Raw genomic sequence first — 12,306 nt, forward strand, 5'->3', positions numbered from 1 at the left:
CCTCACCTCCGCCTCAACGACCGGACCTCAGGGCTCGTACTTGTAGCCGAGACCCCGGACCGTGATCAGGTACCGGGGGTTCGAGGGATCCGGCTCGACCTTCCCGCGCAGGCGCTTCACGTGGACGTCGAGCGTCTTGGTGTCACCCACGTAGTCCGAGCCCCAGACGCGGTCGATCAGCTGGCCGCGCGTCAGCACCCTGCCGGAGTTCCTCAGCAGCATCTCGAGGAGTTCGAACTCCTTGAGAGGCAGGGCGACCTGCTCGCCGTCGACGCTCACCACGTGACGTTCGATGTCCATGCGCACGGGCCCGGCCTGGATGGTGTTCGAGATGAGCTCCTCGGGCTCCCCCTGGCGTCGCAGCACCGCGCGCACGCGGGCCACGAGCTCCCGCGAGGAGTACGGCTTCGTGACGTAGTCGTCGGCGCCGAGTTCCAGGCCCACCACCTTGTCGATCTCGGCGTCCTTCGCCGTCAGCATGATCACGGGGACGCTCGAGCGCTGCCGCAGTTGCCGGCACACCTCGGTGCCGGAGAGCCCGGGCAGCTGGAGGTCCAGCAGCACCAGGTCCGCCCCGGAGCGGTCGAACTCGGTGATGGCATCGAGGCCGTTGTCCACGACGGACACCTCGAACCCTTCCTTGCCGAGGAGATAGGACAGCGGGTCGCTGAAGGACTCCTCGTCCTCGACGATCAGAATGCGGCTCAAGCCTTGACTCCCTGTTCCTGGGCAGCACTGCTGCCCTTCCTGTGTGATTTCTTGTCGGCCGCACCGTGCTTGGCGGCCTCCGAACCGTCCGCGGCGTCGTCCTCGGGGTTCCGTTCCATCTCGGGCAGGCGCACGGTGAAGGTGCTGCCCTGGCCGGCCTGGGACCACACTGTCACCTCTCCGCCGTGATTCGCGACGACGTGTTTGACGATGCTGAGCCCGAGGCCCGTACCCCCGGTCTGCCTGGAGCGTGCCGCGTCGATGCGGTAGAAGCGCTCGAAGATGCGTTCCTGCTCCTCCGGCGTGATCCCCGCGCCCTGATCCGTGACCGACACCTGGACGAGCCCGTCCCGGGAGCGTACGCCCACCCCCACGCGCGTGCCCTCCGGCGAGTAGCGGATCGCGTTGTCGATCAGGTTCCGGAACGCCGTCATCAGCAGGTCGCGGTCGCCGTACACGGGCGTGGAGACCGAGCCACCGACCACGATGTCGATCTGCTTGCTCTCCGCCGGGAGCTTGTTGCGGTCCACCGCCTCGGCGATCACGGCGTTGACGTCCACCGGCCTGCCGCGGCGGACCACGTCCGCGCCCTGCAGCCGTGAGAGCTCGATGATGTCCTGGACCAGTGCCGAGAGGCGGCCCGACTCCTTGTGCATGCGCTGCGCGAACCGCCGGACGGCCACCTCGTCCTCCGCGGCGTCGTCGATGGCCTCGGCGAGGAGGGAGATGGCGCCGACCGGCGTCTTCAGTTCGTGGGAGACGTTCGCCACGAAGTCGTTCCGGATCTCCTCGCTGCGCGTGATCTCCGTGCGGTCGTCGGCCAGGATCAGGATGTACTCGGCACCGAGGGCGGCCACGCGCACCTGGACCACGATGGTGCCCTGCCCGAGCGGGCCCCTGGGGAGTTCGAGCTGCTCCTGCCCGATCACGCCGTCGCGGCGCACGCGGGCTGTGAGCTCGAGCAGCTCCGCGTGGACGACGGTGTGACCGCGCACCAGGCCGAACGCGTAGGCCGCGGGGCTCGCGCGGACCACGCCGTCGATGGCGTCCACGATGACGTAGGCACGGCCGATGATCGAGAGGACCTCGGCGGCGCCCTCGGGCAGCGTCGGCTCGTCCTCGTAGAGGAGCCGGAGGCGCTGGGCCTCGCTCGCCCGGAATGCCGCCATGCCGCTCACGCCGAGGGCCAGGCCTACGAGACCGGCCACGAGCGTCAGGATGAGGGGGTCCACGGGCACAAGCTTATGCGCACGGATTTCGGCGCTCTCCCAGCCCGTTGGCGCGGCTCCGGGCGTTCAACTAACGTTCACACAAACCGTGACAACAGTTCACAGCCGGCTGAAAGGCTCGACGGTAGAACCATGACAGCGGTTGGATCACGAACCTCCAGGGAAGGACGCCTACGTGCGTAAGGTTTTTCAGGCGGAGCTGCACCAGATCGGTGAGGAGCTCATCGAGATCTCGCACCTGGTGTCCGATGCCATCAAGAAGGCCAACAGCGCCTTCCAGAGCGCCGACACCGAACTGGCACAGGACGTGATCGCCGCGGATGCGCGCATCGACTTCCTCCAGAACGACCTCGACGAGCGGGCGATCGACATCCTCGCGCTCCAGGGCCCGGTCGCCTCCGACCTCCGCATGATCGTGGGGGCGCTGCGGATGAGTGCCTCGCTCGAGCGGATGGGTGACCTGGCGCGGCATGTTGCCCAGCTCGCGCGGCTGCGTTTCCCGGCGAACGTGGTCCCCGAGAGCATCCGTGCGACGTTCGACGAGCTCGCCGAACTCGACGTGCAGATCGCGGCGAAGGTCACGGAGCTCCTCGAGACCCGCAACCTCGACCTCACCAACGAGATCAGCGCCGCCAACGCCCGGGTCAACGAACTCCACGCCGGCGTCTTCAAGGCCATCGCGTCCGAGCAGTGGTCGGAGAGCGCCCCGACCACGGTCGACGTCACGCTCGCCAGCCGCTACTACGAGCGCTTCGCAGACCACGGCGTCTCCGTGGCCCGCAAGGTCACCTACCTCGTGACCGGTGAGTGGCAGCCGAGTGCTCCGCTGAGCTGACCCTCACCCCTCCTACAGCACGCACACACGACGACGGCGGCCCCACCGGGACCGCCGTCGTTCTGTCTGCCGCTCGGGCAGTGTCCGAGCAGTGTTCGGGCAAAGTTCGGGCGGTGTGCGCGCTAGTGCTTGCCCTGGTTCGCGACGGCCTCGATCGCGGCCGCGGCCGCGTCGGCGTCGAGGTAGGTGCCACCCGCCTTCACGGGCTTCAGGTCCTCGTCCAGCTCGTAGACGAGCGGGATGCCCGTGGGGATGTTGAGCGACGCGATGTCCTTGTCGCTGATGCCGTCGAGGTGCTTCACCAGGGCGCGCAGCGAGTTGCCGTGGGCCGCGATGAGGACCGTCTTCCCCGCGCGGATGTCCACCGTGATGTCGGACTCCCAGTAGGGCAGGAGACGCTCGAGGACGTCCTTCAGGCACTCGGTGCGCGGGAGGTCGTCACCGAGGTCCGCGTACCGGGGATCGTGGGCCTGCGAGTACTCGCTGGAGTCGTCGAGGGGCGGCGGCGGGGTGTCGTAGGAGCGGCGCCACTCCATGAACTGCTCCTCGCCGAACTCCGCGAGGGTCTGGGCCTTGTCCTTGCCCTGCAGGGCACCGTAGTGGCGTTCGTTGAGGCGCCAGTTCCGCTTGACGTCGATCCACGTGCGGTCCGCGGCCTCGAGCGCCAGGTTCGCCGTGATGATGGCGCGCTTCTGGCGCGAGGTGTACACGATGTCGGGCAGGATTCCGGCCTCCGTGAGCAGGCGGCCGCCGCGGCTGGCCTCCTCGCGGCCCTTGGGGGTGAGATCGACGTCCACCCATCCGGTGAAGAGGTTCTTCTCGTTCCATTCGCTCTGGCCATGGCGCAGCAGGATCAGTGTGTAGGTCATGAATCCAGTCTGCCGCACGTGGCCTAGCCTTGGGAGCGTGCCTCAGCGACCGCGCCCGCCGAAACCGCTCGGGACGATCACGCGGGGCACCACGAACCCCAACCGGTTGCGCCGGGCCGACCGGTGGCTGGCCGGCCCCCAGCGTTTCCGCATCCGCCGCGCCGCCGACCCCCTCGTCGTCGACCTCGGGTACGGTGCGGCGCCCGTCACCGCCGTCGAACTGTTCACGCGCCTGCGGACGGTGCGCAGCGACGTCGAGGTGGTAGGGGTCGAGATCGACCCGGCGCGCGTGATCGCAGCACACCCCCTGGCCCGGCCCGGGCTCAGCTTCCGGCAGGGCGGGTTCGAACTGCCGCTCGACGGCCGGCGGCCGGTGGTGGTGCGGGCCTTCAACGTGCTACGGCAGTACGGGGAGCACGAGTACGCGGCGTACTGGGACGAGGTGCGCGGGCGCCTCGCTCCCGGCGGCATCCTCGTGGACGGGACCTGCGACGAGATAGGCCGGCGCGCGTCCTGGGCCACCGTGGACGGTGGCGGGCCGGTCAGCCTCACCCTCTCGATGCGCTTCGGCGCCTTCTCCGTACCGTCCGACGTCGCCGAGCGGTTACCGAAGGCGCTGATCCACCGGAACGTCGAGGGCGAGCGCGTCCATGCCTACCTGAGAGCGCTGGACCGCGCGTGGCTCGATGCCGCACCGCTCGCGTCCTACGGGACCAGGCAGCGGTTCGTCGCGACCTGTGCTGCGCTGCGCTCCGGCGGCTGGCCGCTCCTGGACGGTTCAGCGCGCTGGCGCCTCGGCGAGGTCACGGTGGCGTGGGACGCCGTCGCGCCCGGATGAGACGGTGGGACCGTCCGCGCCGTGCGGGCGGGACGGTCGGTGAGGTGGACGGCTACCAGGGACCGTAGGGGCCGTAGTTGCCGCCGCGGCCGGAGGTCTGGCTCACGGCGGGCTTGACGTCGGCGAGGTACACGCACGCGGCGATGATGGCCACGAGCTGGAAGAGGTTGAACCCGCCGCGGCCTCCGAGCGCCGAGAGCAGCCCCACGACGACGGCGCCGCCGGTGAGGGCGAGCCAGAACCCCTTGGTGCGCTTGAAGGCGGCCTCGAACGCCGTACCCGGGCGCCGGATGCAGTCGGAGAACGCCCAGATCTCGATCCCGAGGGCCACGAAGCCGAGGGCGAGATACAGATACCGCTGAATGTCCAGAACGAGGTCCACACCTTCAGCTTAGCGGCCCCGTCGGGTCTGCTGCGGCGGGCTGTGGAGTGGACCGCACCGGTGCTGCGCGGTCACATGCCGGCGTCGGGCGCCCGTCCTGCCACGCGCAGCGCGTGATCGAGGTCCGCCCACAGATCCTCCGGGTTCTCGATGCCCACCGAGAGCCGCACGAGCGCCTCCGGCACGGTCTTCGGTTCGGCGGGCTGACGGCGTCGACGCTCGATGAGGGACTCCACCCCGCCGAGCGAGGTGGCCGGCAGCCACAGGCGGACCGCCTCGACGAGGGCTTCGGCGGTCGCGACGTCGTCGAGCTCGATGCTGATGATCCCGCCGAAGCCGTTGAACTGGGCCGCTGCGCGCTCGTGACCGGGATCCGAGGTGAGGCCCGGGTACCGGACACGTCGGACGGCGGGGTGGTCGACGAGGCGGTGCGCGAGCTGCGCCGCGGTGGACTGGCTGCGCTCGATCCGCAGCGCCAGCGTCCGCAGGCCACGCAGGGCCAGCCAGACCTCGAACGGCCCAGCGATGGCCCCGTGCAGCGTCCGGTGCGCGAGGAGCCGATCCCGGAGTGCGGTCTTGGACGTGACGAGGGCACCCAGGACGACGTCGGAGTGCCCGGCGAGCCACTTCGTGACGGAGTGCAGGACGACGTCGACGCCCGACTCCAGCGGCCGGTGCACGATCGGCGTGTTGAACGTGTTGTCGGCGACGACGACGGCGCCGAGGGCGTGAGCGGCGTCCGTGAGCACGGACAGTTCGGCCACCTCGAGCATCGGGTTGGTGGGGCTCTCGAGCCACAGCATGACCTGACCGGCGTCGAAGCGTGTACCGAGTGCGTCGAGCTCGGCGAGTACCGCAGCGGTGTCCGCGATGTCCACCGGGCGGAGCTCGAACCGGCCCTGTGCGGCGAGGTCGGCGGCGAGGCTCAGGGAGCCGGCGTAGGCGTGCCGCGGCATGACCACCGCTCCGCCGGTCGGGACGAGGGACAGCGCGGCGGCGGCGGCACCGAGTCCGGAGGAGAACACCAGCGCGGGGAGGCGGGCGCCCTCGAGCGCGCCGAGCGCCTCCTCGAAGGGTTCCCAGGTGGGGTTCGAACCGCGCGCGTAGATGCGATCACCCTCGCCGGGGTCCCGGGTCTCGTGGTAGGTGGAGGAGAGGACGATCGGCGCGTTGACCGGGGCGTCGTGCTCGCGCGGCGGGCGGCCCGCGGCGACCACGAGCGTGTCGGGTGCGAGGTCGGTGGGGATGTCGGCGTGACTGCGGTGCGGCTCGGACATGGCTCCCAGCCTAGTCGGGGCCGTCCGATCGGCGGGCGGGGTGTGGGGACGGCCGGGATCCGTCCGTGCCACTCGGTACGCTTGGCGCGTGACCTCTCCCCTGCCGCACGGGCTGCCCGGCCTCTTCATCGCGTTCGAGGGTGGCGACGGCGCCGGCAAATCGACGCAGGCCGGTCTGCTGCGCGAGGCCCTCGAAGCGCGTGGCCGCACCGTCGTGCGGACCCGGGAGCCCGGCGGCACCCCGGTCGGCGAGCAGCTCCGACGGCTCGTCCTCGAGCACGGCAACGGCGAGATCCCCGCGCGGACGGAAGCCCTCATCTTCGCGGCCTCCCGGGCTGCACTCGTCGAGCAGGTGATCCTGCCCGCGCTGCGGCGGGGCGACGTCGTGGTGTGCGACCGCTACATCGACTCCTCCGTGGCCTACCAGGGCACCGGGCGGCACCTGGGCGCCGACGCCGTCCGCGGCGTCAACCTGTGGGCGGCTGACGGGCTGCTCCCCGACCTCACCGTCCTGCTCGACGTCGATCCGGCGGAGGGCCGCAACCGGCGGACCGCAGGGTCAGCAGCGGAGGACCGGCTGGAGTCCGAGCCCGACACCTTCCACGCGAGCATCCGCTCGGCGTTCCTCGACCTGGCCCGCGCCGAACCGGAGCGCTACCTCGTGCTCGGGGCCGCCGAGGAACCGGAGCACCTGCACAGCACCATCCTCGACACCACTCTCCGTGCTCTCGCGGACGTGCCCACCGGGACGTCGGCGTGAGCGTCGACACGAGCCGCGCCACGGGCACCGGCGTCGACAGGAAGCCGGGTACCGGCGCGGACCGGCGCCCGGCCACCGGCGTATGGGCGGACCTCCGGGGCCAGGAGCAGGTGGTGGAGCAACTGCGCCGCGCCGCGCAGTCGGGCGCGCCCACGCATGCCTGGCTCTTCACCGGCCCGCCGGGATCGGGACGCTCGAACGCCGCCCGGGCCTTCGCGGCAGCCCTCCTGTGCGACCGGGAGGCGCTGAGCGAGCGCGGCTGCGGGACGTGCAAGGCGTGCCGCACGGTGCTGTCCGGCGCCCACGCGGACCTGACGAACGTCACCACCGAGAAGGTGACGATCAGCATCGACGAAGCGCGCGAACTCGTGCGGAAGGCCCAGGACAAGCCGTCGACGGGCCGCTGGCGCATCATCATCGTCGAGGACGCCGACCGCATGCAGGAACGCAGCACCAACGTGCTGCTGAAGGCCATCGAGGAGCCGCCGCCGCGGACCATCTGGCTGCTCTGCGCGCCCAGCCCCGGGGACGTCCTCGTCACCATCCGCTCGCGCTGCCGCTCGGTCGGTCTGCGCCTGCCCCCGGTGGCGGACGTCGCCGATCTGCTCGTCACGCGGGACGGCATCGATCCGGCCACCGCGGAGGCCGCAGCGCGTGCCGCGCAGAGCCACATCGGCGTGGCGAAGAGGCTCGCGATCGACGCCGGCGCGCGGGAGCGCCGGAACCAGATCGTCCGGTTGCCGCTGACGCTCCGCTCCGTCTCCGGCGCCATGCGGGCCGCCGCGGACCTCGTGAAACTCGCCGAGGCGGAGGCGCAGAGCTCCTTCGAGCAACGTGACGCCGAGGAGCGGACGGCCCTGCTGGCCACCCTCGGCGCCCCCGAGACCGGTACGCTGCCGCCGTCGATGCGCGCGCAGATCAGACGGCTCGAGGAGGACCAGACGCGGCGGGCGAAGCGCTCGAAGAACGACTACTTCGACCGGGCGCTCACCGACCTCATCTCCTTCTACCGGGACGTCCTCATGCTGCAGGTCTCCAGCGGGCGGTCCCTCGTCAACGAGCCGCTGCGCCCCGACCTCGAGGAGTTCGCCCGCCGGGAGAGCCCGGAGGACACTCTGCTGCGGATCGAGGCGATCAATGAGGTGCGTACCCGCCTCGTGAGCACCAACGTCTCGCCCCTCCTGGCGATCGAGGCCATGGCCGTGACCCTCCTGTCCCGGAAGGACCTCGAGCGATGAGCAGATCCACACGAATTCCCGTCACCGCCGCCCGCACCCGCCGGCTGCGCACGCTCACCGCCGCCCTCGCCGTCCTCCTCGGGGTCTCGGGGTGCACGGTGCTCCCCTCCGGACAGGGCGGCGGCGATGACTCCGTGGAGATCGAGACGGCCGACCCGGCGGCGATCGGGGACGTGCCCGAGGACCTCCGCGACTTCTACGCCCAGGAGGTGCGATGGGAGGACTGCGAGGGTTCGTTCCGATGCGCGACCATCACCGTGCCGCTCGATTACGCCGATCCCGGCCGTGCCGGCATCGACATCGCGGCGATCCGGTCGGAGGCGGGCGGTGAGGCGCAGGGCACCGTCCTCGTGAACCCCGGCGGACCGGGCGGCTCCGGCGTCGCCATCGTGCGCGACTCCCTGGACTACGTGACGAGTGAGCGGCTCCGCGAGAACTACGACGTCCTCGGTTTCGACCCCCGTGGCGTCAACCGCTCCAGCGCCGTGACCTGCTACACCGCGGAGGAGCAGGACGAGGCGCGGCAGAAGTCCTACCCCGTGGACGCACCGGACGACGAGCTCCTCGCGCTCCTCCGGGAGGACGCCCAGCGCTTCGCGGACCTGTGCGCCGAACGGACCGGGGAGCTGCTCGGATTCGTGGACACGGTGTCCGCGGCCCGCGACATGGACATCCTCCGGGCGCTCGTCAGCGACGAGAAGCTGAACTTCCTCGGGTTCTCCTACGGCACCCAGCTCGGCGCCACCTACGCGGAGCTGTTCCCCGAGCGGGTGGGGCGGCTCGTGCTCGACGGGGCGATCGACCCCTCGCTCGGCAACGACGAGATCACCCTCGGGCAGGCGACCGGCTTCGAGGCCGCCCTGCGCGCCTACGTCACGGACTGCCAGCAGGGCGACGACTGCCCCTACGCGGGATCCGTGGACGACGGCGTGCGCCAGATCCAGGACCTGTTCGACTCGGTGGAGCGCAACCCCATGACCGCACAGGACGGGCGGCGGGTCCCGGTGTCCACCTTCGTGCAGGGATTCATCCTGCCGCTCTACGACGACGCCAACTGGCCCACCCTCACGCAGTCCGTCACGGCAGCGCTCAACGGGGACCCCTCGAGCATGCTGTACCTGGCAGATCTCTCCGCCGAGCGACAGGCGGACGGCACCTACGCCTCGAACTCGACGGCAGCGTTTCTGGCCGTGAACTGCCTCGACTATCCGATGTCGGACGACCCCGCGCAGATGAAGGCGGACGAGCAGGACCTCGAGGCGGCCTCACCCACCTTCGGCCGCTTCCTCGCCTACGGCGGTGTGACCTGCGCCCCGTGGCGCTACCCGCCGGTCCTGACGCCCGCTCCGGTGAGCGCCGAGGGGGCTGACCCGATCGTCGTCATCGGCACGACCGGCGACCCGGCGACGCCCTACGCATGGTCCACCGCGCTCGCCGAGCAGCTCGACTCCGGGGTGCATGTGACGTGGGAGGGCGAAGGGCACACAGCCTACGGACGCTCCGACGACTGCATCCTCGACCTGGTGGACGACTACTTCGTCGACGGGACCGTGCCGGAGGACGGCGCGCGCTGCTAGATCAGCCCAGCTGAATGACGTCGTCGGCCGGGTCGATGGAGCGGGGCGGCTCGGCCGGCGATGTCCCGGGGCTGCGCGACCCGGTCAGCAGCCACTCCGGCAGGTGACACATGGAGGGGAGGACGGCGTCGGCGCCGGCGAGTCGCAGTTCCGCCTCCGAGTGCGCGCCCGTCAGCACTCCGACGACGGCGCCCGCCCCGGCGCGCTGGCCGGCGAGGACGTCCGACGTCGTGTCCCCCGCGACGAGGACCGTGCGCACGTCCTCGATGTCCAGGGCGAGGACCGCCGTCAGGATGATGTCCGGGTACGGACGCCCGCGACCCGCGTCGGAGGGGCAGAGGCTCAGATCGGCCAGGCCCATCCAGCCGAGGGACTCGAGGATCATGTTCTGCGTGTGGCGGCCGAAGCCCGTGGCCAGGCAGATCTTGAGGCCGGACTCGCGGAGGGCGAGGATCGCTTCCTCGGCCCCCTCGATCGGCTGCACGCCGTGCCGCGCCAGCAGGTTGTCGTACGCGGCCTCGAAGGACCGGTTCGCCGCGACAGCCGTGGCCGGATCGTCGAACAGGTGACGGAAGACGAGTTCCTTCGACGTGCCCATGGTCTGCCGGGCGTAGAACGTCATCTCGTCGAAGGTCCCGGTTCCCTCGAGCACTCCATGGGACGCGAGGGACCGCGCGAACGCTTCCTCCTGCAGGGGCCCCTCGTCCACCGTGGTTCCCGCCATGTCGATGACGGCGAGCGAGAATCTCTGGTCCTGTGTCATGCGGCGTCCCCTTTGCCGGCCGAGACCCCTCCGGCTCCGGAGATGGGCAACTCTAGGCTCCCCTACCGGGCTGTCGGGGTGGTGACGGACGGACGGCAGGAGGATGAACGGGGTACGAACGTGCGGCCACGCCGGCAGTTTTGACCCCGGCGACGAACCTCCTATAAAGTTGTCGCTTGTGGATCGGACCGGGGCCACGCCCCCGCCGCGAAGCATTGCCTCCTTAGCTCAGTCGGTAGAGCGTCTCACTCGTAATGAGAAGGTCGCCAGTTCGACTCTGGCAGGAGGCTCTTCAGAAGCCCCGGACGGTCGCCCGCCGGGGCTTTTCCGTGTGCTCGACCTGACCGACGCAGCAGCGTCGACACAGCAGCGACGGCGGGCGCCGAAGCACCCGCCGTCGCGCGGACCGTTCTCGTGGGGGCATGGATGCCGGGGTGGGTCAGCTCAGTGCGGGTCCCGACTCGGAGGAGCCGGTCAGCTCGCCGAGGAATGCGTGGCACCGGGCGGCACGCTCGGAATCCTGGGCCATGACCTGCTCGAAGAAGTCCGCGATGTCGTCGCGCCCGGCGTTGCGGGCGTCTCGGACGTACTGGCCGTAGTCGTGCCCGGCCTTCAGGGAGTGGTACTGCAGTGAGATCAGGTCGAACGAGACGTCGTCGAATCCGGTTTCGCCAGTGGCCATGAGGCACCTCCATGTGGGGGTGAACAGGTGCAGTCAGGCTAGGAGGCGCCCTTCCGGCGCAGCAATGGGGATTCACGCCGTCCGATGTCTCGCGCACCCGCACGGCATTTGGTACCCCCGCGGCGTCCGCATCGGCCCGGGACACGAAGAAGCCACCCGGCATGCCGGGTGGCTTCTTCATCCGCTACGTGGTGCGGGAGGTATCAGGCGAAGTCGGACGTGGCGGGGTCGGCGCCGATGCGGCCGGCCGAGCCCTTGTCGAGGCCGTTGATGGCCTCGATGTCCGCGTCCTCCAGCGTGACGTCGAGAGCTCCCCAGTTCTCGACGATGCGCGATGCCGTGACCGACTTCGGGATGACGACGCTGCCGAGCGCGATGTGCCACGCGAGGACCACCTGGGCGGGAGTGGCGTTGCGCTTCGTCGCGATGTCCTGCAGCACGGGATCCTCGAGCAGTCCCTTGCCTGATCCGAGCGGTGACCAGGCCTCGTGGAGGATGCCCTTCTCGGCCTCGAAGGCGCGCAGTTCAGCCTGGTTGAGGTACGGGTGGCTCTCCACCTGGTTGATGACGGGTACCACGCCGGTGGCGTCGATGATCTCGGTGAGGGCCTCGATGGTGAAGTTCGAGACACCGATGCTCTTCACGCGTCCCTGCTTCTGCAGTTCGACGAAAGCCTTCCAGGTGTCCAGGTACTTGCCCTGCTTGGGCTGCAGCCAGTGGATCAGGTAGAGGTCGAGGGTCTCGAGGCCGAGGCGCTCCATGGAGGCGTCGAAGGCGGCGAGCGTGCTCTCGTAGCCCTGGTCCGCGTTCCACAGCTTGGTGGTGATGAACATGTCCTCGGGGCTGAGGCCCGAGGACGCGATCGCGCGGCCCACACCGGCTTCGTTCCCGTAGATCTTCGCGGTGTCGATGTGTCGGTAGCCGGCCTCGAAGGCCTTGCCCACGACGTCCTCCGCGACGTTGTCCTCGACCTGCCAGACGCCGTAGCCGAGCTGCGGGATGGTGTGACCGTCGTTGAACGTAAGGTGTGGTGATGTAGTCATACTGGCGGGAACCACGGTCTCCCGTCATTTATTTCTGTGTCCTCCTACAACTATCAGCCGACGCAGTATCGCGTCACGAGCTGGGCGGAGCAGGCGCCCCGAGCG

13 protein-coding genes and 1 tRNA gene are annotated in these 12,306 nt (G+C 70.1%); 6 read left to right on the forward strand and 8 right to left on the reverse strand.

Features of this window, described 5'->3' with window-relative positions:
- Positions 1–27 precede the first annotated feature (27 nt).
- Together AC4D12_RS15415 and AC4D12_RS15420 are read right to left on the reverse strand one after the other, a co-directional pair.
- A complete protein-coding gene (locus AC4D12_RS15415) occupies positions 28–708 on the reverse strand; it encodes a response regulator transcription factor (protein WP_105032630.1) in 681 nt (226 codons plus the stop codon).
- On the reverse strand, positions 705–1,940 hold the full coding sequence (locus AC4D12_RS15420) for a sensor histidine kinase (RefSeq protein ID WP_490950840.1): 1,236 nt from the start codon (positions 1,938–1,940) through the stop codon (positions 705–707). The genes AC4D12_RS15415 and AC4D12_RS15420 overlap by 4 nt, the downstream gene beginning before the upstream one ends.
- A gap of 172 nt (positions 1,941–2,112) precedes the next feature.
- On the opposite strand from AC4D12_RS15420, the gene phoU reads away from it, so the two are divergent.
- Positions 2,113–2,772, forward strand: a complete 660-nt coding sequence (gene phoU / locus AC4D12_RS15425) for a phosphate signaling complex protein PhoU (RefSeq protein ID WP_490950841.1) — start codon at positions 2,113–2,115, stop codon at positions 2,770–2,772.
- Between the two features lie 122 nt (positions 2,773–2,894).
- Here the strand turns inward: phoU and AC4D12_RS15430 are convergent, their stop codons facing one another.
- Positions 2,895–3,641 (reverse strand): phosphoglyceromutase, encoded by a 747-nt coding sequence (locus AC4D12_RS15430; protein ID WP_490950842.1) that lies wholly within the window; start codon positions 3,639–3,641, stop codon positions 2,895–2,897.
- Between the two features lie 37 nt (positions 3,642–3,678).
- Here AC4D12_RS15430 and AC4D12_RS15435 point away from each other — a divergent pair, with 37 nt between their 5' ends.
- The gene (locus AC4D12_RS15435; RefSeq protein ID WP_490950843.1) at positions 3,679–4,479 is read left to right on the forward strand and encodes a class I SAM-dependent methyltransferase; all 801 of its coding nucleotides are present in this window, start codon (positions 3,679–3,681) and stop codon (positions 4,477–4,479) included.
- A gap of 52 nt (positions 4,480–4,531) precedes the next feature.
- Here AC4D12_RS15435 and AC4D12_RS15440 read toward each other — a convergent pair whose 3' ends face one another.
- Both AC4D12_RS15440 and AC4D12_RS15445 read right to left on the reverse strand, forming a co-directional pair.
- On the reverse strand, positions 4,532–4,861 hold the full coding sequence (locus tag AC4D12_RS15440) for a DUF2516 family protein (protein WP_490950844.1): 330 nt from the start codon (positions 4,859–4,861) through the stop codon (positions 4,532–4,534).
- Positions 4,862–4,932: 71 nt separating this feature from the next.
- Positions 4,933–6,138, reverse strand: coding sequence for a trans-sulfuration enzyme family protein (locus AC4D12_RS15445; RefSeq protein WP_490950845.1), 1,206 nt, complete (start codon positions 6,136–6,138; stop codon positions 4,933–4,935).
- A gap of 88 nt (positions 6,139–6,226) precedes the next feature.
- On the opposite strand from AC4D12_RS15445, the gene tmk reads away from it, so the two are divergent.
- The 3 genes from tmk (at position 6,227) to AC4D12_RS15460 (ending at position 9,713) form a co-directional block, all read left to right on the forward strand.
- Positions 6,227–6,898 (forward strand): dTMP kinase, encoded by a 672-nt coding sequence (gene tmk / locus AC4D12_RS15450; RefSeq protein WP_490950846.1) that lies wholly within the window; start codon positions 6,227–6,229, stop codon positions 6,896–6,898.
- Between the two features lie 110 nt (positions 6,899–7,008).
- Complete coding sequence (locus tag AC4D12_RS15455; RefSeq protein ID WP_490950905.1) at positions 7,009–8,136, forward strand: DNA polymerase III subunit delta'; 1,128 nt, start codon at positions 7,009–7,011, stop codon at positions 8,134–8,136.
- Positions 8,133–9,713: an alpha/beta hydrolase gene (locus tag AC4D12_RS15460; RefSeq protein WP_490950847.1), complete on the forward strand. Its 1,581-nt coding sequence runs from the start codon at positions 8,133–8,135 to the stop codon at positions 9,711–9,713. The genes AC4D12_RS15455 and AC4D12_RS15460 overlap by 4 nt, the downstream gene beginning before the upstream one ends.
- Position 9,714: 1 nt before the next feature.
- Here the strand turns inward: AC4D12_RS15460 and AC4D12_RS15465 are convergent, their stop codons facing one another.
- Positions 9,715–10,476 carry an HAD family hydrolase gene (locus tag AC4D12_RS15465; protein ID WP_490950848.1) on the reverse strand — a complete coding sequence of 254 codons (762 nt, stop codon included), beginning with the start codon at positions 10,474–10,476 and terminating at the stop codon, positions 9,715–9,717.
- A 217-nt stretch (positions 10,477–10,693) separates the two neighbouring features.
- Here AC4D12_RS15465 and AC4D12_RS15470 point away from each other — a divergent pair.
- Positions 10,694–10,766, forward strand: a tRNA-Thr gene (locus AC4D12_RS15470).
- Between the two features lie 149 nt (positions 10,767–10,915).
- Here the strand turns inward: AC4D12_RS15470 and AC4D12_RS15475 are convergent.
- Together AC4D12_RS15475 and AC4D12_RS15480 are read right to left on the reverse strand one after the other, a co-directional pair.
- Positions 10,916–11,158: an acyl carrier protein gene (locus AC4D12_RS15475; RefSeq protein WP_490950849.1), complete on the reverse strand. Its 243-nt coding sequence runs from the start codon at positions 11,156–11,158 to the stop codon at positions 10,916–10,918.
- A 203-nt stretch (positions 11,159–11,361) separates the two neighbouring features.
- Positions 11,362–12,201: an aldo/keto reductase gene (locus tag AC4D12_RS15480; RefSeq protein ID WP_490950850.1), complete on the reverse strand. Its 840-nt coding sequence runs from the start codon at positions 12,199–12,201 to the stop codon at positions 11,362–11,364.
- Positions 12,202–12,306 lie beyond the last annotated feature (105 nt).

The organism is Arthrobacter sp. TJ-266 (assembly GCF_058269115.1).

Coding starts and splice junctions, on each gene's coding strand:
- AC4D12_RS15445 (WP_490950845.1), bottom strand. CDS start 6,138: ATGTCCGAGCCGCACCGCAGTCACGCCGACATCCCCACCGACCTCGCA.
- AC4D12_RS15480 (WP_490950850.1), bottom strand. CDS start 12,201: ATGACTACATCACCACACCTTACGTTCAACGACGGTCACACCATCCCG.
- AC4D12_RS15460 (WP_490950847.1), top strand. CDS start 8,133: ATGAGCAGATCCACACGAATTCCCGTCACCGCCGCCCGCACCCGCCGG.
- AC4D12_RS15430 (WP_490950842.1), bottom strand. CDS start 3,641: ATGACCTACACACTGATCCTGCTGCGCCATGGCCAGAGCGAATGGAAC.
- AC4D12_RS15475 (WP_490950849.1), bottom strand. CDS start 11,158: ATGGCCACTGGCGAAACCGGATTCGACGACGTCTCGTTCGACCTGATC.
- AC4D12_RS15465 (WP_490950848.1), bottom strand. CDS start 10,476: ATGACACAGGACCAGAGATTCTCGCTCGCCGTCATCGACATGGCGGGA.